The organism is Brevundimonas naejangsanensis DSM 23858, from assembly GCF_000421705.1.
GTDB lineage: Bacteria > Pseudomonadota > Alphaproteobacteria > Caulobacterales > Caulobacteraceae > Brevundimonas > Brevundimonas naejangsanensis.
Window position 1 is genome coordinate 70,912 of the sequence record NZ_ATXN01000006.1, and the last position, 21,332, is coordinate 92,243.

The following is a 21,332-nucleotide window of genomic DNA, read 5'->3' on the forward strand; positions in this document are numbered from 1 at the left end:
CCCTGATCGTCATGGCGCTTCCGGCTTCAGGCGCAGGGCGCCGCGCTCCTCGCGATCCAGATCGACGCGGTCGCGCGGCAGGGCCTCGCGGCATTCGTCGCGCATGAAGGCCAGCATCTTCTCACGCACCTCGGCGCGCAGATCGAAGGCGACCGACGCGTTGCGCGCGCTGGTCAGGCAGCGGATCTGGGCCGTGCGTTCGGTGATGTCCGTCACCTGAAGGGCCACGACGTCGCCGTCCCAGTGCGGCGAGGCGTGGGCGATCTGCTCCAGCTTGACACGCAGCCGCTCGATCGGCGCCTCATAGTCGACGTAGAGGAAGACCACGCCGATGAGGCGCGAATCCTCGCGCGTCCAGTTCTGGAACGGCTTCTGGATGAAATAGGTCAGCGGCAGCACCATGCGCCGCCAGTCCCAAAGCTTGACCACTACATAGGTCGAGGTGATTTCCTCGACCCGGCCCCACTCGCCCTCGACGATCACGGCGTCGTCCAGCCGGATCGGCTGGGAGGTGGCGATCTGGATGCCCGCGATCAGATTGGTCAGGAAGGGCTGCAGCGCCAGACCGGCGACGATGCCGACCACCCCGGCCGAGGCCAGCAGCGACAGCCCCCACTGCTTGACCCCCGGAATGGTCAGCAGCGCCAGCCCCAGCGTCACCAGGCCGATCAATATGGCGGCGACCCGTTGCAGGATGCGCGTCTGGGTGACGTGCTTGCGGGCGTAGAGGTTGTCCTCCGCCTCCATGTTGAACTTCTTCAGGTGGACGATGGCGCCCATGTCTACCGCGCCGGCCAGCATCCAACCGGACACCAGGATGAAGCAGAACAGCAGGGTCCGGCGTATGAACAGCGACGGTTCGGGCGCCAGGGGCGACACCGTGACCGCCAGCGCCAGGGCGATGATCATCACCGCCAGCCGCACCTTCAGCCGAGCGCGCTTCAGCATCCCCTTCCAGAAGGCGTCGCGGTTGCGCACCGCCAGCCTCAGCAGGGCGAAGACAACCTGATTGGCGGCCCAGCCGATGAAGACGAATACGACCGTGATGATCGAGATCACCGCCCACTTCGGCAGCCAGTGAAACTGACGCCAGAGGGCGAAGACGGTGTTGGTCAGGTCGATGACGAACTGGGGCATGGAGGAAGGTTAGACGCGCGAAACAGCTACGTCACCCGCTTCCCTCTCCCGATGGGAGAGGGTTCAGGCCGCCGCCTGCTCCACCAGATCGGCCAGCCGCTGCGCGGCGTCGGGGATAGCCACCGAACGAGCCGCAGCCGACATGGCCGCCAGCGCCGCAGGATCGGACAGAATGGCGGTCAGGGCGGTCGTCAGACCATCGACGGTCAGGTCGTCTTCGGCGATCACCTTCGCCGCGCCCGCCTCGGCCAACGCGCGCGCATTCAGCGTCTGATGGTCGTCCATCGCGATCTTCAGCGGGATGAGCACCGACGGCAGGGCCGCCACGGCCAGTTCCGAACAGGTCGAAGCCCCTGCCCGCCCGATCACCAGATGCGCCTTGGACAGCCGGTCGGCCATGTCGCGGAAGAAGGGGGCGACCTCGGCCTCGATCCCGGCGTCGAGGTAGATCTGGCGTGCGGCCTCCAGCGTCTCGGGCCGCGACTGCTGCTGCACCTTCAGCCGGTTGCGGATGGCCTCGGGCAGGGCCGCCAGCGCGCGCGGCGTTGTCTCTGACAGGATGCGGGCGCCCTGGCTGCCGCCTGTCACCAGCACATGGATCGGCCCGCCCTCGACCGGCGCGGCGTAGGCCCGGTCGAACAGGGCGCGGATGTCCGGTCGCACCGGGTTGCCGACAAGGCGCGCGCGGGCGCCGACCCTGGCCGGGGCGCGCCACAGCGTCGGAAAGGCCGCCGCCACCGTGCCGACGGTCGAGGCCAGCATCCGGTTGGTGCGGCCCAGGACGGCGTTCTGTTCATGGATAACCGTCGGCCGCCGCGTCGCCACCGCCGCGACCAGGGCGGGCGCCGAGGGATAGCCGCCGAACCCGACCACCACATCCGCCCCCAGTTGGTCGAAGGCGGCCTTGGCCTGCCCCACGCCTTTCAGGATAGCGACGCCCGCCTTCAGCAGGCCGATCGGCCCGCGCCCCGTCGCCGCGTCCAGCGCCAGCCGCGCCTCGGCGGGAAAGGCGTGGGCGTACTGCTCGCCGCGCTTGTCGGTGGCCAGCACCACGCGCCAGCCGCGCGCCGCCATCTCGCGGGCCAGCGCCTCTGCGGGGAACATATGGCCGCCGGTGCCCCCGGCGGCGACGACGCAGACCTTGGTCATGGGATGATGCTCTCTTACGGCAGCAGGCGACGGCGCGGGGCCACGTTCGACCCCAGTTCATAGGCGCCTGGACGACGCCGGGTCAGGGCCAGCGCAAACCCCATCGTCAGCCCCATGGCCATCATGGACGACCCGCCATAGCTGATGAAGGGCAGCGTCATCCCCTTGGTCGGGATCAGGTTCAGGTTCACCGCCACATTGATGCAGGCCTGAAGCCCGATCAGCATGAACAGCCCCGCCGCCGCCGTCTGTTCGAAGGAATCGTTCAGCTTCATCGCCTTGCGCATCCCGCGAATGACGATGAAGGCGTACAGGCCGATCATGATCAGCGACAGCACCAGGCCGAACTCCTCAGCCCCCACCGAATAGATGAAGTCGGTGTGCAGGTCGGGGACGTGGCGCTTCATCACCCCTTCGCCAATGCCGCGCCCGACCAGGCCGCCGGCGCGGATCGCCTCGGAGGCGCGGTCGATCTGGTGGGTATCGGTCGTCTCGGGCGACAGGAAACGGCTCAGGCGGTCGCGCATGTGGCTGAACATGAAATACAGCGACACCACCCCGCCGGCTCCGACCGCCGCCAGCGCCGCCACCCACTTCAGCGGCACCCCGGCCATGAAGAAGACGGCCATGAAGGTGGTGGTGACCAACAGGGTCTGGCCGATGTCCGGCTGGATCAGCAGCAGGCCGACCGTCAGCGCCCACATGCCGAAGGCGATGCTGACGCCCGGCACGCCCTCGCCCTTCTGAGCCTCGGCGAACATCCAGGCGGCGAAGACGATCAGGCCGGGCTTGGCGAACTCGGACGGCTGAAGACTGAACGGCCCCAGATTGATCCAGCGCGCCGCTCCCTTCACCGTATCGCCGATGAACGGCAGGGCCGCCATGACCACGATGGCGCAGAACAGGGCCAGCACCGCAATCCGCCGCACCCCGCGCGGCGACAGCAGCGACGCGCCCAGCATCACGCACAGCCCCATGGTCGAAAAGACCATCATCCGCCACGAGTAGTGGAAGGGATCGCGGATCGATTCATCAGCCAGAATGGCCGCCGGGCTTGAGGCGAAACTCAGCGCCACCCCCAGCGCCATCAGCGTCAGCGCCGCGCCCAGCAGGCCGCGATCGACCGTCCAGAACCAGCGCGCCACCATGCTCTGGTCGTTGCGCGAGAAGGGGTGGCTGTAGCTGTTATGGGTCATGCGGCAGGCTCCGGCCGTGCGCCCAGGGCCAGGACGGCGGCGCGGAACGCCTCGCCCCGGACCTCGAAATCAGGGAACTGATCAAAGCTGGCGCAGGCGGGCGACAGCAGGACGACCTGCTCGCCTCCAGCCGCAGCGGCGTCGGCGGCGGCCAGTTCGACGGCCCGCTCCATCGTATGGGCGACGACGTGTGGGGTATCGGCCAGGGTGACGGAGAAGGCGTCGGCCGCCTCGCCGATCAGATAGGCCCTGGTCACGCGCGGGAAGAGGTCGCGCAAGGCGTCGATGCCGCCCTCCTTGGCCCTCCCGCCCGCAATCCAGAAAACGGCAGGGTAGGAGGCCAGCGCCTGACGCGCGGCGTCCGCGTTGGTGGCCTTGGAGTCGTTGATGAAACGCACGTCGCCGAGGCGGCCCACGGCCTCCATCCGGTGCGACAGGCCGGGGAAGGTCAGCAGCCCCTCAACCGCCGCTTCGTGTGGCACGCCCAGCGCTCGCGCTGTGGCGTAGGCGAAGGCAGCGTTCTGGGCGTTGTGGCGGCCGGGCAAGGACCGGGCGGCAGAGAGGTCGGCCAGCATTTCGCTACCAGCCATCAACACACCCGCCGCCGCCGAATACCCTTCTCCCCTCGGGGGAGAAGGTGGGCCGCGAAGCGGCTCGGATGAGGGGGATGTCAGATACGACGGCGCCTCTTCGGCATGAGATGCGACAGGGGATACGCCCCCCTCATCCGTCTTGCTCTGCAAGCCACCTTCTCCCCCGAGGGGAGAAGGAAGGGACACGACCGTCTCTACGCGCCGCCCCTGCGCCCGCAGGTCCGTCGCAGCCTTCCGGCCCCACTCCTCGTCCACGCCGACCAGCGCCAGCGTCTCTCCATCCTGCGCCTGGAAGATGCGGCGCTTGGCAGCGACGTAGCCTTCCATACCGCCGTGACGGTCCAGATGGTCCGGCGACACATTGGTCAGGATCGCCACGTCCGGCGCGAAGCCCGTCGTCAGGTCCAGCTGATAGGACGACACCTCGATCACATAGACCGCATCCGCCATCGGCTCGGGCAGGGCCAGAACCCCGATGCCGATATTGCCGCCGATGTGGACGCGGAGGCCCGCCTGCTTCAGCACCCAGCCGATCAGGGCCGTGGTCGTCGACTTGCCGTTGGTGCCGGTGATGGCGACCACGCGCGGCCGCTGCCCCTGCGGCAGGGCGGCCAGCGCCCGCGCGAACAGCTCCACATCGCCGATGACCGGCACGCTCGCCTCATGGGCGCGTTCGACGCTCCAGTGCGGCTTGGGGTGGGTCAGCGGCGCGCCGGGCGACAGCACCAGGGCGGCGAACCCGGACCAGTCGGCGCGCGTCAGATCCTCTACGAGGAAGCCCTCGGCCTCGGCCTGCATCCGGCCTGAGACGCCGTCGTCCCACAGCACGGGGATCGCGCCCCCGGCCTGAAGCGCGCGCGCCGCCGTGATCCCCGACCGCCCCAGGCCGAAGACCGCAACGCGACGCCCCTCGAAGCCGGGAACGGGGATCATCGGATCAACGCAGCTTCAGCGTGGCCAGACCGGCCAGGGCCAGCATGGCGGCGACGATCCAGAAGCGGATCACCACGGTGGATTCCGGCCAGCCCATCTTCTCGAAATGGTGGTGAATCGGCGCCATCAGGAAGATGCGCTTGCCCGTCAGCTTGAAGTAGCCGACCTGGATCATCACCGAGGCGGCCTCGACCACGAACAGGCCGCCGACGATGCCCAGCACCAGCTCGTGCTTGGTCGCCACGGCCATCGAGCCGAGGGCGCCGCCCAGAGCCAGAGAGCCGGTGTCGCCCATGAAGATCTTGGCCGGCGGCGCATTGTACCACAGGAAGCCCATGCCCCCGCCGATGATGGCCGCGCAGAAGATGGCCAGCTCGCCCGCGCCGGGCACATGGTGGACCTGCAGATAGTCCGCGAACAGGAAGTTGCCGACCAGATAGGAGATGATGCCGAAGGCGCCGGCCGCCATCATCACCGGCACGATGGCCAGTCCGTCCAGCCCGTCCGTCAGGTTCACCGCGTTCGAGAAGCCGATGATGGTGAAGGCCGCAAACGCCACATAGAACCAGCCGATGTTCAGCAGCACCGCCTTCAGAAAGGGGAAGGCGATCGAGGTCTCAAGCCCCGGCGAGGTCGGCGACTGGGTCATCCACAGCACGGTCAGCACGCCGGCGATCACAGCCACGACGGTCTGGGCCAGCAGCTTCTGCTTGGACGTCAGCCCGGCCGAGGTCTGCTTCGTCACCTTGGCGTAGTCGTCGATGAAACCCAGCACCCCGAAGGCCGCCGTCACGCCCGAGACGATCCAGATATAGGGGTTGGTCAGGTCGCCCCACAGCAGCACGGCCACGCCGATGCCCGCCAGGATCATCAGTCCGCCCATGGTAGGGGTGCCGACCTTGGACAGGTGCGACACCGGGCCGTCGTCGCGGATCGGCTGGCCCCGGCCCTGCTTGGCGCGGATCCAGTTGATGAAGCGGCTGCCCATCGCGACCGCCACGATCATCGAGGTCGCCATCGCCAGCGCCACGCGCACCGTCTGATACTGGATCAGGTGCAGCAGCGGATATTCCTGAGCGACGTCCGCGTAATAGAGATAGAGCAGATAGAACATTCTTGGGTGACCCTATCGCGTCGCGTGCGGCGCGCCGCTGCCTGAGGGGTTGTTGCCTTGTTCGGTCACGCCGAGATTTGCAAGCGCTGCAGCAACCAGCGACGCCTTCGAACCATTCGAGCCCTTGACCATGACCACGTCGCCGGGCTGGATCAGGGCCGCGGCCTCAGCGGCCAGTTCGGCGGCGGTCTCGCGCCATTGCCCGCGCAGCGCAGGCGGCAGGGCCTCATGCAGCAGGCGCATCTGCGGCCCTGCCGTATGCACCACGTCCAGACCAGCGGCGACGATGGCGGGGGCAAGCCCTTCGTGAAGAGCCCGGCTGTGCTCGCCCAGCTCCAGCATGTCGGTCAGCACGACGACGCGGCGCCCGCCCGGCTCCACCGACCGCGCGCCCAGACTGACGAAGCCCGCCTTCATCGACAGCGGATTGGCGTTGTAGCTCTCGTCGATCAGGGTGAAGACGCCGCCGGGGACGGCCACCGTCCGCTCCTGCCCGCGCCCGGCCAGAGGCTGGAAGCCTGCCAGCGCCTGCAACGCCGTCTCCAGCGACACGTCCAGCGCCTGCAGCATCAGGATGACGCACAGGCTGTTCAGCCCCCAGTGCACGCCCGATTGCGCGAGGCGATATTCGATGCGCCGTCCGTCCAGCTCAGCCGTGACGGTCGCGCCCTCGCTATCAGCCACAAACTCCAGCAGGCGCGCGTCACAGCCTGCATCATGGCCGAAGGTCCGCACCACGGCCCCAGCCTTTTCCGCCCCCTGCCGCACGATGTCGGCATGGGCGTCGGCGGCGTTGACCACGGCGATCCCGCCCGGCGCCAGCCCCTCGAAGATGGCGGCCTTCTCGCGCGCCACGCCCGCCTCGCCGTCGGCGAAGGCTTCGATATGCACCGGCCCGACCGTGGTGACGCAGGCGGCGTGCGGGCGCACAAAGGCCGACAGCGGCCCGATCTCGCCCGGATGGTTCATGCCGATCTCGAACACGGCGCGGTCCGTGCCCTGAGGCATGCGCGCCAGCGTCAACGGCACGCCGATATGGTTGTTGTAGCTCTTGATCGAGGCGTGGCTTGATCCGGCCAGATCAAGGCCCGCCTTGATCGCCTGGGTCACGCTGGTCTTGCCGACGCTGCCGGTGACGGCGCCGCGCAGACGAGCGCGATCACGTGCGGCGACGCCCAGCGCCTCCAGCGCCTTCAGCGTGTCGAGAACCAGAACGTAAGGCCCGCCCTCGACCGGCCGGTCGACCAGCGCCACCGTCGCGCCCGCCGCAAAGGCGGCCTCGGCGAACTCATGCCCGTCGCGCGCGCCGTGCAGGGCCAGGAACAGGTCGCCCGGCGCGATTTCGCGGCTGTTGTAGGTCAGGCCCGAGATCGAGGCGTCGGGTCCATGAAGCCGTCCTCCGGTCGCCGAGGCGATCGCTTCGGCGGTCCAGAGCGGCGTGCGTGCGTCAGGCATGGTCTTTCAGGGCTTCGGTCGCTTCGGCGGCGTCGTCGAAGGGATGCACGACCCCGCCGACGATCTGACCCTGTTCATGCCCTTTTCCGGCGATCACGACCACATCTCCTTCGCGCATCAGGGAGACGGCGTGGCGGATGGCCTCGCGGCGGTCGCCGATCTCCAGCGCGTCGGGGCAGCCGGCACGGACCTGGGCGCGGATGGCGGCGGGGTCTTCGGAGCGCGGGTTGTCGTCGGTGACGATGGCCGTATCAGCCAGACGCCCGGCGATCTCGCCCATCAGCGGACGCTTGGCCCGGTCGCGGTCGCCGCCCGCGCCGAAGACGACGATCAGCTTGCCCGTCGCGTGCGGACGCAGGGCGTTCAGCACCGTCTCCAGCCCATCAGGGGTGTGGGCGTAGTCGACATAGACCTCGCCGCCGCGCGCGCCGCCGGGGATGCGTTGCAGACGGCCTTGCGCGCCCTGGATCAGTTCCAGCGCCGGGATCACGCGATCAGGGTCTTCGCCGCCCGCGATGCACAGGCCCGCTGCCACCAACGCATTCGACGCCTGGAACGCCCCGGCCAGCGGCAGCAGAATGTCATGTACCCGGCCGCGCACGTCAATGCTCAGGCGCTGGCCCTCCGGCGTCGCCCGACGCGCCAGCAGGGTCAGGTCGCGGCCGCGCTCGCCCACGCCCATCACGCCCAGCCCCGCCATGATCGAGGCCGAGGCGAAGGCCGAATAGGCGTCGGAATCCGCGTTCAGAACCGCCGTGCGACCGCGCGGCAGCAGGGCCTCGAACAGGCGCATCTTGGCGGCGCGGTACTCGTCCATCGTGCCGTGATAGTCGAGGTGATCCTGCGTCAGATTGGTGAAGCCCGCCGCCTTGATCGCCACCCCGTCCAGACGCCGCTGGTCGATGCCGTGGGACGAGGCCTCCAGCGCAAGGTGCGTGACCTCCTTGCGGGCCAGTTCGGCCAACAGGCGGGCGGCCTCGGCGGCGTCGGGGCTGGTCAGGCCGGGGCCGGTCAGGGCGTAGGTTTTGTCGCCCTTCTGGCCGACGACGCCCAGGGTTCCCATGCTGGCCGACTTCAGGCCCATCCCCGCCCATATCTGGCGACAGAAGTTGGCGACCGAGGTCTTGCCGTTGGTGCCCGTCACCGCGACGCAGGTGCGCGGCTGGGCGCCGTAGAAGGCGCGCGCGGCGATGGCGTAGGCCCGGTGCACGTCGCCCGATCCGACCAGAACCGGCGCCGCGCCCTCTGGCGTGTCGGACGGCGCCAGCACGGCGGCGGCGCCTTTCGCCAGCGCCTGCGGAATGAAGGCGCGGCCGTCGGCCTGCGTCCCCGGGAGGGCGACGAACAGGGCGCCGGGCACGACCTGACGGCTGTCGGCGGTGACGGCGGTGATCTCGGGATCCGAGGTCACGTCGCGGCGCAGCAGTTCGGAAAGGCGCAGGTGGGCGCTGGGAAGGCTCATCGGCCGTCGCCCTCCACGTCCTGGAACTCGGGGATCTTTTCGCCCAGCGCGGTGGACCAGCGGTCGGCCTTGCGCTCGACGCCCAGGAAGCCCGCGATGCGGTTGGCGATGCGACCCACGGCGGGCGCGGCGACATAGCCGCCGGTGCGCGGATAGACGCCCGGCTCATCCATCAGGACGAAGACGGTGTACCGCTTGGCGTCCACCGGCCCGTCGGCGGGGAAGACCCCGGCGAAGGAGCCGACGGCCACCGCCGGATTATAGCGGCCGTTGACCAGCTTGTTGGCCGAACCCGTCTTGCCGCCCATGCGCAGACCCGGCGCATCGGCGAACCGGCCCGAACCCCGCGTCACGTTGCGGCGCATCAGGTCCAGCATGGTCGCCGAGGTCTCGGGCGAGACGACCTGATGCGTCTGGGCGTTCGGACGGCCGCCCTTGCGCAGGGTCGGCGCCACATAGCGCCCGCCGTTGCTCAGCGCCCCATAGGCCGCCACATACTGAATCGGCGTGACCATGACGCCATAGCCGAAGGACAGCGACGCCAGCGTGCTGTCGTCCCACTTGCGCACCTTGGGCGGGGCGGCCGATTCCTTCAGTTCGATCGGCGCGGCGTCCAGCAGGCCCAGACGGCGGAAATAGTCGCGCATCACATCGCCGCCCATCTCGACCGCCAGTCGCGAGGTGCCGATGTTGGACGAATGCAGATAGACCTCCTCCAGCGTCAGCACCTTGTTGGTGGCGTGGAAGTCGGTGATGCGGCGCTTGCCGATCTGCAGCGCCTGAGAGGCGTCGAACAGGGTGTTCATGTCGGCCCGGCCGGTGTCGATCCCGGCGGCGACGGTGAAGCTCTTGAACACCGAACCCATCTCATAGTGGGCCGAGACGACGCGGTTCAGCGTGGCCTCTTCCGGCGCGGCGTTGCGGCGGTTGGCGTCATAGGTCGGCCACGAGGCCATCGCCAGGATCTCGCCCGTCTGCACGTCGGCGACCACGGCGACGGCGCCCTTGACCTTGTGCTCCTCGGCGGCGATCGCCAGCTCGTTCTCAACCACGCCCTGAACCCGCAGGTCGATCGACAGAGGGAAGTCCTCGCCCGCGACGCCCGCCGCGCGGATTTCCTGATTGAAGGCCAGTTCGGCGCCCGCAACGCCCTCGCCGCCCGTATCCGAACGACCGATCAGATGCACGGCCGAGCTGCCCAGCGGATAGACGCGGCGATCCTCCGGCTCGAACGTCACCCCGCCCAGCGCCAGCGCATGGACCGCGCGGCGCTCCGACGGCGTCAGGCCGGTCAGCACGATCAGGCGGCGCTCGCCGCTCATCACCTTGTCCAGACGCTTGGCCGGGATGCGTGGCAGGGCGCGGCGCAGCTGCGCCTTGGCGGCCGGTATGTCCCAGACCTCGCGCGGGTCGATATAGAGGCCGTAGTGGGTGATGTTGGTCGCCAGCAGCTGGCCGTTGCGGTCCACCAGATCGGCGCGCGTCAGGGCGCCGGGATGGAAACCCGCCCCCGCCCCGCCGCGCGGCGTCAGCAGCGCCGCGTGCGCAGCGCCCACGGCCAGACAGGCGAACACGCCGCAGAAGGCCGCCATGATCAGGAAGATGCGGACGCGGGTGTCTTCTTCCGGGCGCGCGTCGGCGCGAGCGCGCTCGAACGAATGCTCCAGGTTCCACACCAGGGAGGCGACCCAGCGCCCCCAGGCCGAGACGGCCCCGCCGAAGGTCGCCTGCGGGCGGCCGCGATAGCCCATGCCGTGATGGTCATGCACGCTCATTGCACGGCCTCCACGGCGGCGGCGGCCGCGGCAGACGCCGGTTCGACCGGCTTCTCGACCGGCGGCGGCGCGATTTCGGGCAAGGTCGCCTCGCCCGCCTGCTTCTTCACATCGACGGGCCCCAGACCGATCTCGCGCGACAGGGCCTCCAGACGGGCGGGCTGCTCCAGCCGCGTGACTTCGGCGCGCAGCAGGCGGACCCGCTCGCGGTTTTCGCGGATGTCGCGCTCGATGCGGCTGATCTCGGCGCTCTCGCGGGCGGCGGCCGCCTTGGCGATATAGACCGAGAAGACCAGCGCCAGCACGCAGGCCACGCCGATGATCTCGACACAGCGCACGCCGCGCACCTTCCACTCGAACAGGCGTTTGACGGGGGCGGGCATGGCGATCATGCGCTCCTCCCCTTCACCGCGCCCCAGGCCGGGGCGGTGGTGCGAACGCCTGCGCGCAGCTTGGCCGAGCGGGCGCGAGGGTTGGCGGCCAGTTCGGCCTCGCCCGCCTCGCGCGCGCCCTTGAACATCAGGTCGAAGCTGGGCTTGCGCATCTCGACCGCCACCGGCGCATGGCGCGATCCGCCCGGCGCATTGCCGGTGCGCTCGGTCAGGAAAGCCTTGACGATGCGGTCTTCCAGCGAGTGGAAGGTCACGACGACCAGCCGGCCGCCCGGCGCCAGCGTCGCCTCGGCCGCCTCCAGCCCGCGCTCCAGCTCGCCCAACTCATCGTTGACGGCGATGCGCAGGGCCTGAAACACGCGGGTGGCCGGATGGATGGCGGCGCCGCGGCGCCCGCCCAGAGCCTTCTCCACCACCTCGGCCAGATCGAGCGTGCGGGTGAACGGCTGCTCGACCCGGCGACGCAGGATGGCGGTGGCGACCCGGCCCGACTGGCGCTCGTCGCCGTACAGCTTGAATATATGGGCCAGCGGCCCGTGGTCCCAGGTGTTGACGATGTCGGCGGCGGTGACGCCCTCATCGCTCATCCGCATGTCCAGCGGCCCGTCGCGCATGAAGGAAAAGCCGCGCTCGGCCTGATCCAACTGCATGGACGAGACGCCGATGTCGAAGACGGCGCCGTCCAGCTTCGCCTTGCCGCTCTCCTCGAACGCCTCGGCCAGACCGGAGAACGGCGTGCGGATCAGCTGAAAGCGATCAGGGAAGTCACGCGCCACGGCCTCGGCGAAAAGCTGCACCGTCGGGTCGCGATCCAGCGCCACCACATCCGCGCCGCGCTCCAGAATGGCGCGCGTATAGCCGCCCGCGCCAAAGGTCGCGTCGATGACGACGTCGCCCGCCTTGGGCGCCAGCGCCTCGATCACTTCAGCCAGCAGGACAGGCGCGTGCGGAGAGGTCATGCCGCCCCCCCCGCCTTCGCCGCAGCAGCCTGGCGACGCATCTCGCCGAACTGCTTCAGGCCCTCGCGCGCCATGCGTCGCTGCTCGGCGCGGTGCGCGGCCCACTTGTCCTTGTTCCAGATCTGAAAGCGTTCGCCGACGCCGTAGATGACGACCGTGTCGGACAGGTCGACCTCGGCGCACAGATGTTCCGGCAGGGTGATGCGCCCGCCCGAGTCATAGGCCAGCGGCTTTTGCTCGCCGAAGATCGAGGCTTCCAGCGCCGAGCGGTAGGGATCGCCAAAAGGCAGGCTTTCGATCACTGCGCGGTACTCGGCGAACAGCTTGTCCCCGCCCGCTTCCAGACAGTCGGCTTCGATGGAGGGGAAGCAGAATACGCCATGCTCGGCGCCGTTCTCAGCCGTGCGGAATTCCTGAGGGATCAGGAGACGGCGCTTGCCGTCCAGCTGCTTCTCGTAGGTCGAGAGAAACACGCCCTGCCCAATCGAACCCTGCGGCCCGTCCCTGAAATCCGTTGAAGAAAACCCACGCGTCGGGCGTTCGGCCCCTACTCATGAGCCATTGGGATAGCATGGGACAGAATGGGCCTCAATGGGATTAGTTGACGCCCTTTAACCTAATTTGCGGTTCGTTCGTCGCGTCGAGGACTGTAAAATCAGAACATACATAGAACAAAATGAGTATTCACAGGCTGTGGACGGGTTCTAACGCCTTGATTTCAACGGAATGGTTAACGAGTAACCCTCTCCCGATGGGAGAGGGCTTGAGCCTCCAAGAGCGAAGCGATTGGTGAAGGCGAAAGGGTGAGGGTTCGCGGGTGACGTCGGCCAAAGGCCGTGGCGCGACGGCTTACGCCGACTGACAGGACAAGCCCCTCACCCTTTCGCTTGGCGGATCGCCTTCGGCTCTCCGAAGCTCAAGCCCTCTCCCGCCGGGAGAGGGTCAGTTGTCCCTGAAATAAACACCAGACGGCCTGTAAGCCGGGTTCTGTTCCGCCCGAAAGCGGCGACGATCATTCCTCTGGGCCGCCCATTGCTGGACAGCTCTCGCGACCTACCCGGACATCTGGGGCGGTGAACCCTGCGGAGCGAGCCCCGCGCGATGTCCCTATTTGGTCTTGCTCCAGGCGGGGCTTGCCATGCCGTCGACGTTGCCGCCGACGCGGTGGGCTCTTACCCCACCCTTTCACCCTTGCCTGAGCCGAAGCCCAGGCGGTTTGCTTTCTGTGGCGCTGTCCCTCGGGTCACCCCGGGCGGGCGTTACCCGCCGCCTTTTCACCGTGGAGCCCGGACTTTCCTCGACAGGAGCAAGCCCCCGCCGCGACCGCCCGGCCGTCTGGCGAGCGCTAGATGCGCGCGATAGGGCGCCGCGTCAATCCAGAACCCCCGTCACGCTCTCAACCGAGGCCAGTTGGAGCAACCCCACCAGACGCGCGCGCGTCTCGCCATCGGCGACGCCATCCACCCGATCCGGCCGCCAGTGGCGCTGGAAGGCCTCGACCGTCAGGCGTGTCTCGTCGTCATAGGCGCCGCCGGGCTGAACCCCATAGCCCAGCCGGTGCAGGCCCGAACGCAGGACAATGACGCCCAGCCCCTCGTCGCCCGGCGACAGGGGCGCGCCCAGGGCGCCGATACGCTCGGGCGCCGGATCAAACCACAGGCCGTGCCCGGCCTCGGCCAGACGCTTCCAGGGGAAGAGCTCGCCGGGATCCTGTTTGCGCTCGGGCGCCATGTCGGAGTGGCCGATGATGCGAGCGTCAGGGATGGACCAGCGGGTGCGGATGTCCGCCACGAGAGCGATCACCGCCTCGATCTGCGGTTCGGGAAACAGGCGATAGCCGAACTCATGGCCCGGATTGACGATCTCGATGCCGATGGAGGCGGCGTTGACGTCGGTCTCGCCCTGCCAGGCGCCGCGCCCGGCGTGCCAGGCCCGGCGCTCTTCGGCCACCAGACGCAGGATGGAGCCGTCCTCATCGACGACATAGTGGGCCGAGACCTTGGCCTCGGCGTCGCGCAGGCGCGCGATCGCCGCCTCGGCTGTCTGCATGCCGGTATAGTGCAGCACCAGCATGTCCGGCGGGCCGCGCCGGGCGTCGAAGTTTGGAGAAGGCGCGTCGGTGTAGGCGGTCATGAGGGGCCGATCAGCGCCCTTCCTTTTCCCAGCCGTAGGTCACCCAGGTGTCGCCGACTTTACGCGCGTCGATGACGCCATCGTCGCGACGGCGACGAGCGGTCATGGCGCGGCGGGCGCGCAGGGCGAAACCGGCGAAGAAGACCAGAACCCCGCCGACAATGGCGATCATGGCGACGGCGGCGGCGGTGAAGACGGCCAGCAGGGCGCCCACGGTCACGGCCAACGCCGTGGCGACCAGCCCCGCCGCCCAGACGAAGGGCGCCAGCAGGCCGGAACCGGGCCGACGGCGCGCGTTGAAACCCAGCGGGCCCATCGGGTCGGAGTTGATCATGAACTCAAAGCCTCTCTCAGCGTCCTGATGAACGCCTGAAGCGCAATGTCGGTCCATCGACCTGAACGGTCAATGCACTGCGACATCACGCGTCAGTCACATTCGCGATCGCCAGACCGTCAGAAGGCCGGTTGATCCGCCAGAACCACGGCGCCGCGGCTGCGCATCCGGTCGACCTCGACGCGGTTCAGCATGGCCTGGGCGGCCGGATCGCCCATCACCTGACCGACCTTGACCATGGCGTCTGCCGCCTGGCCCGAGGCGCCGAAGGCCGTGGCGATGGCCTCCCACGGCGACTGAGGCTGCGGGAAGCGCTTGAAGCGGACGCTTTCAGCTGCCGGAATCTTGGCCAGTTCACGCGCCTTGGCCACAGCCTCTTCCAGACCGCCGAGTTGATCGACCAGACCCAGGCCGTGCGCCTGGGCACCGGTCCAGACGCGGCCCTTGGCGATCTCGCGCACCCGCTCGACCGGCAGTTTGCGGCCCTTGGCCACGCGAGCGACGAACTCTTCGTAGATGCGGTCCATCGAGGCGGCGAAGGCCGCGCGCTGGCCCTGATCGAAACCCTGCGTCGGCGAGAAGGCGTCGGCGTAGTCGCCGCCGACCGACAGGCCGCGCATGTCGACGCCGAAACGGCCCAGCGCATCGGCCAGCACGAACTTGCCGCCGAAGACGCCGATCGAGCCGGTCAGGGTCGAGGGCTGGGCCACGATCCAGTCGGCCTCGGAGCTGATCCAGTAGCCGCCGGACGCCGCATAGGCGCCCATCGACACCACCACCGGCTTGCCCGCCGCCTTGGCCGCGCGCACGGCGGCCAGAACCTGCTCCGACGCTTCCGGCGAGCCGCCCGGTGAAGAGACGCGGAAGACGATGGCCTTCACGTCCTTGTCCTCGATCGCCTGATAGATGGCCTTGGCGGTGTCGTCCGAGCGGATGCTGGTCCCGCCGCCGAAGGGCGAATCGTTGGAGCCGCGACCGGTCATGATGGCGCCTTCGCCGCCGACGATGGCGATGGCCGACTTGCCCGAGCCCGAGCCCGAAGTCGTGCGCGCGCCCTTCATCGAGGCGTATTCGCCGAATTTGACGATCTTGGCGTTCTTGCCCGCCTTTTCCTTGGCGGCGGCCTCGGCTTCCTCGACCTGGCCGATCTTGTCGACCAGCTTCAGCGACAGGGCCTGATCGGCCGAATAGGGACCGGCCTCAATAGCAGCCTTCAGGGCCTCGGGTGTGGTCTTGCGGTCGCGGGCGACATTGGCGACGGCGCTGTCGTAGATGGAGCCCATCCAGGCCAGCATGGCCTCGCGGTGCGGGGCGGTGAAGTCGCTCTGCGTATATTCGTTGACGGCGTTCTTATACTCATAGCGCTGTTCGAAGTCGGCCTTGACGCCATACTTCTGGAAGGCGCGGCCCAGGAAGACGCTGTCCGCCGCCAGACCCACGGCCTGGAAGTTCGCTGTGTTCTGCAACCACAGCTGATCGGCGCTGGAGGCGACCATATAGCTGGACATGACCGCGCCCACCGGCATGAAGCCCTGGCTGTGTGCGATCACCGTCTTGCCCGAAGCGCGGAAGCGGGCGATCGCCTGACGCACCTCATCGGCCGAGGCGGGCGTCATGCCGGCTTCGGGCGCGCGCAGCAGCAGCACCTTGACGTTGTCGTCGGCCGCCGCCTGAGCCAGCACGTCCACGACCTGAACCACCGACAGGCTGGGGCCGCTGAAGGCCGCGAAGGGGTTGGTCGGCGTCTGGTCGGTCAGGCCGCTGCGCAGGTCCAGTTCCAGCACAGTGTGCGCGGGCGTCGAAGGCTTGGACGCGCCGGCCGCCATGGCGAAGAAGATCAGCGCCACCACGGGCAGGACGACGAAGAAGGCCACAAGCCCGGCGAAGACGCCCAGCATGGTGAGGAAGAACTGCTTCATGGGAAGGCGTGCGTCCAGGATCGCGGCCAGAGGCGGCCAAGCGTGAGGATAGAGGCCGCGCCCGCCGCGTCAAATGAACGGACGGTAATGAAGCCAAACAAAAACCCTCTCCCGCCGGGAGAGGGTTCAAGTCATATCGAAGTGACATCACCGCCCGATATCATAGGTCCCGCTGATGTCGATGCGGACCGACAGTTCTCCGGCCGAAACCGGGGTCGAGGCGCCGGCGTCCATCGAGGCGGCGCGGGCGTACATGGCCTGCGGGCGCACTTCGGGCACATAGCCGCCGCCTTCGGTCAGTGAGCGCACCTGACCCAGTTGCACGCCCATGGCGTCGGCGTACAGACGCGCCTTGTCCTGCAGGGCGCGCACGGCCAGCACGCGGGCCTGATCCTCGGCCGCCTTAGGATCCTTCAGGCCGAAGCTGATGCCGTCGATCTGGTTGACGCCCGCGCCGACCACGGCGTCGGCGGTCGCGCCGACCTTGGTCAGGTCGTTGATGACCACGGTGACGCGGTTCGAGGCCTGATAGCCGCGCAGTTTGGGCGATTCGTTCTGCTGATAATCATATTGCGCCGACAGGTTCAGGCCCGAGGTCTGGATGTCGCGCTCGGCGATCCCGGCGCGGCGCAGGGCGGCGATGACCCGCGTCATCTGCTGGGCGTTCTGGGCCATGGCCTCCTGGGCCGTCGGCGCCTCGGTCACCACGCCGAAGTTGATCGTCGCCTGATCCGGCGCGACCTTGACCTCGCCATAGGCCGAAAGGTTCAGGGCGGGTTGTTGAGCCATGGCGTGCACCTGGATCGGAGAAGCGCCGCCGGGCTGGGATTGAGCAGATACGACGGCCGGCGCCGCCAAGGTCATCAGGGCCGTGCCCAACATCAAGGCGCGTGCGGTGCGGGTCATGGGGAGGTCTCCGTCGAAATCGTTCGGGCGGGCGTGTTCGCCAGCCACGGCACAACTTGGCCGTTTCAAGCTGAACAAACGCAAAAGGCCCCTGTGCAGGTTCCATTCATCGGCGTGAAAAGCGTGACAGGTCCAAGGCGGCTTTGCAGCCGACGCGCCGCCTGCTAGGCACGGCTTGCGCGCGTTTCGGGGGCGTGTAGCTCAATGGTTAGAGCCGACCGCTCATAACGGTCTGGTTGGGGGTTCGAGTCCCTCCACGCCCACCATTCTCCATGAGGCGCCGCCGCGACCGGCCCTCTGTTTCACAGGCCTTCCGTCCGGCCGGGGTTCGTGGCAGTGGGGCGTGATGACGTCGCCTAAAGCCCCTGCCTCAAAAGCTCCCGGCAAGCCTGATCGCCCCTTCCCCACCCTGTTGCTGGAGCTGGAGGCGCGGGCGACCTGGGACGGTCATGTCTGCGGGGTTGATGAAGCGGGTCGCGGACCGTGGGCCGGGCCGGTGTCGGCGGCGGCGGTGATCCTGAACCCCGACGACCTGCCGCCGGGTATCGACGATTCCAAGGCCCTGACCGAAAAGCGCCGCACGGTGCTGGAGATCGACATCAAGGCGCGCGCCCTGGCCTGGGGCGTCGGCTTCGCCTCGGTCGAGGAGATCGACGAACTGAATATCCTGCATGCGACGGGTCTTGCCATGCGCCGAGCGGTCGAGGCCCTGGCCCATCCGCCGGTCCACGCCCTGGTGGACGGCAACTACCGCTTTCCGCTGCCCTGTGCGGTGACCCCGGTGGTCAAGGGCGACAGCCTGTCCCTGTCGATCGCGGCGGCCTCGATCCTGGCCAAGACGGCGCGGGATCGGCTGATGATCGAGATGGATGCGACCTATCCGGGCTACGGCTTCGCCAGCCACAAGGGCTACAACGCGCCCATCCATCAGAAGGCTCTGCAGACGCTGGGCCCCTGCCCCGCGCACCGCCGCAGCTGGACGCCAATCCGGGCCTTGCTGGAAGCCGCCTGATAGAGCTTCGCTTGCGCTCTAGACTGACAGGGCGCCGCCCAGCATCATCCCCATGAGCCCCGCCACAAGGGCGCCGAGCAGGAAGATGGTCCATCCATCGAGCCCGCGATCGACGCTGTTGGTCCGCGGAGCCTGAACCGCAGGCGTAATCCTGGACACAGGCGTCCTTCGGCCGAACCTGGCGACGGCTTCCTGTTCTTCAACAGGGCGGCGAGAGATGTCGAAATCACTCTGGGCACGGGGAGAAGCAAACGAACGCATGACAGCAAGAACGACAAGCCACCGCCTTCGTTCCTTGGGCCTCGACTGAAGAATCTATCCGGCTTCAGGCTACGCTGCGACCGGCAGAACCACCGGCCGGTCGGTGACGACGAACAGGTGTTCGACGTTCTGCAGCCGCCCGACCGCCCCGACCTTCTCGCCCTTCAGATTATGAATGCCGATGCGGGCGCCGACATAGCGGGGATAGGGGATGTCGACCACCTGAACGTGCCCGCGCGAGGCCAGCATAGCCACCAGATCCTCGCGGCTCAGATAGCCCTCGTCGTTGAAGCTGACGATCAGGTTCGGCGCCTTCAGCCGCTCGATCACCGCCTGCATGGCCGGGCCGATGCCGGGGCGGCTGTTGAAGGCGCTCTTGCGGGTCTTCACGTCGACCCGCTTGCGGGCCACGCCATAGGTCTCGGGCTTGTCCCACAGGACCAGGCTTTCCCAGCAATGGTAGTTGGCCAGATAGGAGTGCTGATTGTACGGCGGGTCCAGATAAACCAGATCGGCCTCAACCTCGGCCGCGACCTCGACGGCGTCGCCGCGCGTCGCAACGCAAGGCCCGGCCGTCACGCCGGGCAGAAGGTCGGGCAGGCGCAGCTCAAGCGGCTTCAGCGCGCGCGGCGCCCATTGCTTCATATAGGCCATCTGCAGGCCCGCCGTGGAATCCACGCGGTCGGCCGCCTCCATCAGGGCGACCAGGACGACGGCCTTCAGGGCCGGCTCCAGTTCCATCGTCTCGATGCGCTCGCGCATGGCGTCGATGCGGGCGCCGTTGTCGGGATGGAAGAAGCGCGCCTCTTCGCAGAAGGTGCGGGTGAACCAGCCGGCCTCGGGTTTCACCATGCGCAGCTCGGCCAGCACGGCCTCAGCCCGCTCGGCCCAGATCTCGCGGTCGGCCTGCACATAGGCTGTGGCCAGGGCGTGGGCATAGGCGTTGTGGTCGTTCGACCAGACGCGGAAACCGTCGCGCTTCAGCCGGTGCCCGACGCGCGCCGTGCCCGAGAACAGGTCGCAGACCATGCCCCCATCAGGCAGGGCGGCCCTCACCGCCCCCGCCACATGGCCCAGAAGCGCCCGCTTTGAGCCGATGTATTTGATCATTCCGTCCCGTCAGGTTCCGCGGGCGCGCCTCGCCCCTTTTACGCCGCGAGGGGCAGAATGGGCCGGAGCATGGGCCAGACGCAACAGATTCGCCGCGCCCGGCGCGCCAAAGGGGGTTCCCGCCAGGATCAGGATGCGCTGACCCGGCTCGGCCAGGCCGTAGAGCATGGCGGCTTCGACCGCGTCGTCTGTCAGGCCTTCCAGAGAAATCGGCTGATCGCCCAGCCGCGGCTCCAGCCCCCAGACCAGGGCCAACCTGCGCGCCGTCTCGGGCTTGGGCGTCAGGGCCAGCACCGGTTGCAGCGGCCGCTCGCGCGACATGCGCCGCGCCGTGCCGCCCAGCGTCGTGAACACCACCATACAGGCGGTCGAGGACGCCTCGGCCGCCTTCCTCGCCGCCGCGACCAGGGCGTCGACATCGTCAATGTCCATGCCCGCGTGATCGGCGTCCATCAGTCCCGGCCACAGGGGGTCGCGCTCCACCCGCTCCATGATGCGGTTCATGATGGTCACCGCTTCCAGCGGATAGTCGCCCGCCGCTGTCTCGGCCGACAGCATCAGGGCGTCGGCGCCCTCATAGACGGCGTTGGCCACGTCGGAGGCCTCGGCCCGCGTCGGGGCGGGCGAACTGGTCATGGATTCCAGCATCTGGGTGGCGACGATGGCGGGCACGCCGCGCTGACGGGCGGCGCGCAGGATCTTCTTCTGGGCGACCGGCACCTCTTCCGGCTCCATCTCGACGCCCAGATCGCCGCGCGCGACCATGACGCCGTCGCAATAGTCGAGGATGCTCTCCAGATCGTTCAGGGCCTGAGGCTTCTCGATCTTGGCCAGACACGCGGCCTGACCGTTCACGATGCTCTTCAGCTCGGCCATATCCTCGGCCTTCTGCACGAAGCTGAGGGCCACCCAGTCGACGCCGAGACGTAGCGCAAAGGCCAGGTCTTCGCGGTCCTTGGGCGTCAGGGCCGAGACCGGCACCACCGCCTCGGGCACGGCCACCCCCTTGCGGTCCGACAGTTTGGATCCGCTCTCGACCGTGACGTCGCACCATTCGTCGGTGCGCTCGCCCACGCGCAGGCGCACCCGGCCGTCGTCGATCAGCAGCAGCATGCCGGGGCGCAGGGCGCGGAAAATCTCCGGATGCGGCATCTGCACCCGCGTCTCGTCGCCCAGCGCCGGGTTCAGGTCGAAACGCATCCTGTGCCCCGGCCTCACCTCGATCTCGACGTCGGCGAAACGGCCCAGCCGCAGCTTGGGACCCTGCAGGTCGGCCAGCACGCCCAGCGGCCGCTTCAGCGCCATCTCGGCCCCCCGCACGGCCTTCAGGGCGGCCGCGTGGTCGTCGTGCGAGCCGTGGCTGAAGTTCAGGCGAAAGACGTCCACCCCCGCCTGGGCCAGCGCCTTGACGGTTCCCGGCGCGCGGCTGGCGGGTCCGAGTGTCGCGACGATGCGCGCGCGGCGGGCTCTTTGCATGAACGGGTTTCCTCGT

The 21,332-nt window shown here is 68.5% G+C and carries 19 protein-coding genes, 1 tRNA gene and 1 other RNA gene; 2 read left to right on the plus strand and 19 right to left on the minus strand.

All coding sequences use genetic code 11. The annotated features are described in order from the left end of the window. Window positions 1-9 precede the first annotated feature (9 nt). The 16 genes from H556_RS0112655 to H556_RS0112725 all read right to left on the minus strand — a co-directional run bounded on the left by H556_RS0112655 (window position 10) and on the right by H556_RS0112725 (window position 17,457). Complete coding sequence (locus H556_RS0112655) at window positions 10-1,137, minus strand: mechanosensitive ion channel family protein (protein WP_024354787.1); 1,128 nt, start codon at window positions 1,135-1,137, stop codon at window positions 10-12. A gap of 63 nt (window positions 1,138-1,200) precedes the next feature. Further along, entirely contained in the window at window positions 1,201-2,286 is a 1,086-nt protein-coding gene (gene murG, locus H556_RS0112660) for an undecaprenyldiphospho-muramoylpentapeptide beta-N-acetylglucosaminyltransferase (protein ID WP_024354788.1), read from the minus strand. Between the two features lie 14 nt (window positions 2,287-2,300). After that, the gene (gene ftsW / locus H556_RS0112665; protein ID WP_024354789.1) at window positions 2,301-3,482 is read right to left on the minus strand and encodes a putative lipid II flippase FtsW; all 1,182 of its coding nucleotides are present in this window, start codon (window positions 3,480-3,482) and stop codon (window positions 2,301-2,303) included. Next, entirely contained in the window at window positions 3,479-5,008 is a 1,530-nt protein-coding gene (locus tag H556_RS0112670) for a Mur ligase family protein (protein ID WP_024354790.1), read from the minus strand. The genes ftsW and H556_RS0112670 overlap by 4 nt, the downstream gene beginning before the upstream one ends. A gap of 4 nt (window positions 5,009-5,012) precedes the next feature. Continuing rightward, window positions 5,013-6,122, minus strand: a complete 1,110-nt coding sequence (mraY, locus tag H556_RS0112675; RefSeq protein ID WP_024354791.1) for a phospho-N-acetylmuramoyl-pentapeptide-transferase — start codon at window positions 6,120-6,122, stop codon at window positions 5,013-5,015. A 12-nt stretch (window positions 6,123-6,134) separates the two neighbouring features. After that, a complete protein-coding gene (locus H556_RS0112680; protein WP_024354792.1) occupies window positions 6,135-7,577 on the minus strand; it encodes a UDP-N-acetylmuramoyl-tripeptide--D-alanyl-D-alanine ligase in 1,443 nt (480 codons plus the stop codon). Beyond that, complete coding sequence (locus H556_RS0112685) at window positions 7,570-9,039, minus strand: UDP-N-acetylmuramoyl-L-alanyl-D-glutamate--2,6-diaminopimelate ligase (protein ID WP_024354793.1); 1,470 nt, start codon at window positions 9,037-9,039, stop codon at window positions 7,570-7,572. The genes H556_RS0112680 and H556_RS0112685 overlap by 8 nt, the downstream gene beginning before the upstream one ends. Next, window positions 9,036-10,814, minus strand: a complete 1,779-nt coding sequence (locus H556_RS0112690; RefSeq protein WP_024354794.1) for a peptidoglycan D,D-transpeptidase FtsI family protein — start codon at window positions 10,812-10,814, stop codon at window positions 9,036-9,038. The genes H556_RS0112685 and H556_RS0112690 overlap by 4 nt, the downstream gene beginning before the upstream one ends. Further along, entirely contained in the window at window positions 10,811-11,206 is a 396-nt protein-coding gene (gene ftsL, locus H556_RS0112695; protein WP_024354795.1) for a cell division protein FtsL, read from the minus strand. Before ftsL ends, H556_RS0112690 begins: the two co-directional genes overlap by 4 nt. Next, on the minus strand, window positions 11,203-12,165 hold the full coding sequence (gene rsmH, locus H556_RS0112700; RefSeq protein WP_024354796.1) for a 16S rRNA (cytosine(1402)-N(4))-methyltransferase RsmH: 963 nt from the start codon (window positions 12,163-12,165) through the stop codon (window positions 11,203-11,205). The genes ftsL and rsmH overlap by 4 nt, the downstream gene beginning before the upstream one ends. Beyond that, entirely contained in the window at window positions 12,162-12,638 is a 477-nt protein-coding gene (locus tag H556_RS0112705) for a division/cell wall cluster transcriptional repressor MraZ (RefSeq protein ID WP_024354797.1), read from the minus strand. Before H556_RS0112705 ends, rsmH begins: the two co-directional genes overlap by 4 nt. Window positions 12,639-13,125: 487 nt before the next feature. Further along, window positions 13,126-13,504, minus strand: an RNA gene (gene rnpB, locus H556_RS15930) — RNase P RNA component class A. Window positions 13,505-13,536: 32 nt separating this feature from the next. After that, window positions 13,537-14,298: an N-acetylmuramoyl-L-alanine amidase gene (locus tag H556_RS0112710; protein ID WP_024354798.1), complete on the minus strand. Its 762-nt coding sequence runs from the start codon at window positions 14,296-14,298 to the stop codon at window positions 13,537-13,539. A gap of 10 nt (window positions 14,299-14,308) precedes the next feature. Then, window positions 14,309-14,632: a hypothetical protein gene (locus tag H556_RS0112715; protein WP_024354799.1), complete on the minus strand. Its 324-nt coding sequence runs from the start codon at window positions 14,630-14,632 to the stop codon at window positions 14,309-14,311. 119 nt (window positions 14,633-14,751) lie between these two features. Further along, window positions 14,752-16,551, minus strand: a complete 1,800-nt coding sequence (gene sppA, locus H556_RS0112720; RefSeq protein WP_024354800.1) for a signal peptide peptidase SppA — start codon at window positions 16,549-16,551, stop codon at window positions 14,752-14,754. A 147-nt stretch (window positions 16,552-16,698) separates the two neighbouring features. Continuing rightward, complete coding sequence (locus H556_RS0112725; RefSeq protein WP_024354801.1) at window positions 16,699-17,457, minus strand: SIMPL domain-containing protein; 759 nt, start codon at window positions 17,455-17,457, stop codon at window positions 16,699-16,701. Between the two features lie 190 nt (window positions 17,458-17,647). Between H556_RS0112725 and H556_RS0112730 the strand changes: the two genes are divergently transcribed. Then, window positions 17,648-17,723: transfer RNA gene (locus tag H556_RS0112730), tRNA-Ile, on the plus strand. Window positions 17,724-17,803: 80 nt separating this feature from the next. Continuing rightward, entirely contained in the window at window positions 17,804-18,469 is a 666-nt protein-coding gene (locus tag H556_RS0112735; protein WP_024354802.1) for a ribonuclease HII, read from the plus strand. Window positions 18,470-18,487: 18 nt separating this feature from the next. Here the strand turns inward: H556_RS0112735 and H556_RS16390 are convergent, their stop codons facing one another. The 3 genes from H556_RS16390 to pyk form a co-directional block, all read right to left on the minus strand. Next, complete coding sequence (locus H556_RS16390; protein ID WP_155802485.1) at window positions 18,488-18,628, minus strand: hypothetical protein; 141 nt, start codon at window positions 18,626-18,628, stop codon at window positions 18,488-18,490. Between the two features lie 171 nt (window positions 18,629-18,799). Further along, window positions 18,800-19,840, minus strand: a complete 1,041-nt coding sequence (locus H556_RS0112745) for a DNA adenine methylase (RefSeq protein ID WP_024354803.1) — start codon at window positions 19,838-19,840, stop codon at window positions 18,800-18,802. Window positions 19,841-19,849: 9 nt separating this feature from the next. Then, window positions 19,850-21,316 (minus strand): pyruvate kinase, encoded by a 1,467-nt coding sequence (gene pyk, locus H556_RS0112750; protein WP_024354804.1) that lies wholly within the window; start codon window positions 21,314-21,316, stop codon window positions 19,850-19,852. Between the last annotated feature and the right edge of the window lie 16 nt (window positions 21,317-21,332).

Excerpts from the sequence above, each read along its gene's own strand:
- pyk (WP_024354804.1), bottom strand. The coding sequence starts at position 21,316 with ATGCAAAGAGCCCGCCGCGCGCGCATCGTCGCGACACTCGGACCCGCC.
- H556_RS0112685 (WP_024354793.1), bottom strand. The coding sequence starts at position 9,039 with ATGAGCCTTCCCAGCGCCCACCTGCGCCTTTCCGAACTGCTGCGCCGC.
- H556_RS0112710 (WP_024354798.1), bottom strand. The coding sequence starts at position 14,298 with ATGACCGCCTACACCGACGCGCCTTCTCCAAACTTCGACGCCCGGCGC.
- H556_RS0112735 (WP_024354802.1), top strand. The coding sequence starts at position 17,804 with ATGACGTCGCCTAAAGCCCCTGCCTCAAAAGCTCCCGGCAAGCCTGAT.
- H556_RS0112680 (WP_024354792.1), bottom strand. The coding sequence starts at position 7,577 with ATGCCTGACGCACGCACGCCGCTCTGGACCGCCGAAGCGATCGCCTCG.
- ftsW (WP_024354789.1), bottom strand. The coding sequence starts at position 3,482 with ATGACCCATAACAGCTACAGCCACCCCTTCTCGCGCAACGACCAGAGC.
- H556_RS0112690 (WP_024354794.1), bottom strand. The coding sequence starts at position 10,814 with ATGAGCGTGCATGACCATCACGGCATGGGCTATCGCGGCCGCCCGCAG.
- sppA (WP_024354800.1), bottom strand. The coding sequence starts at position 16,551 with ATGAAGCAGTTCTTCCTCACCATGCTGGGCGTCTTCGCCGGGCTTGTG.
- H556_RS0112655 (WP_024354787.1), bottom strand. The coding sequence starts at position 1,137 with ATGCCCCAGTTCGTCATCGACCTGACCAACACCGTCTTCGCCCTCTGG.
- H556_RS0112670 (WP_024354790.1), bottom strand. The coding sequence starts at position 5,008 with ATGATCCCCGTTCCCGGCTTCGAGGGGCGTCGCGTTGCGGTCTTCGGC.
- H556_RS0112715 (WP_024354799.1), bottom strand. The coding sequence starts at position 14,632 with ATGATCAACTCCGACCCGATGGGCCCGCTGGGTTTCAACGCGCGCCGT.
- rsmH (WP_024354796.1), bottom strand. The coding sequence starts at position 12,165 with ATGACCTCTCCGCACGCGCCTGTCCTGCTGGCTGAAGTGATCGAGGCG.
- mraY (WP_024354791.1), bottom strand. The coding sequence starts at position 6,122 with ATGTTCTATCTGCTCTATCTCTATTACGCGGACGTCGCTCAGGAATAT.
- murG (WP_024354788.1), bottom strand. The coding sequence starts at position 2,286 with ATGACCAAGGTCTGCGTCGTCGCCGCCGGGGGCACCGGCGGCCATATG.
- H556_RS0112745 (WP_024354803.1), bottom strand. The coding sequence starts at position 19,840 with ATGATCAAATACATCGGCTCAAAGCGGGCGCTTCTGGGCCATGTGGCG.
- H556_RS0112725 (WP_024354801.1), bottom strand. The coding sequence starts at position 17,457 with ATGACCCGCACCGCACGCGCCTTGATGTTGGGCACGGCCCTGATGACC.
- ftsL (WP_024354795.1), bottom strand. The coding sequence starts at position 11,206 with ATGATCGCCATGCCCGCCCCCGTCAAACGCCTGTTCGAGTGGAAGGTG.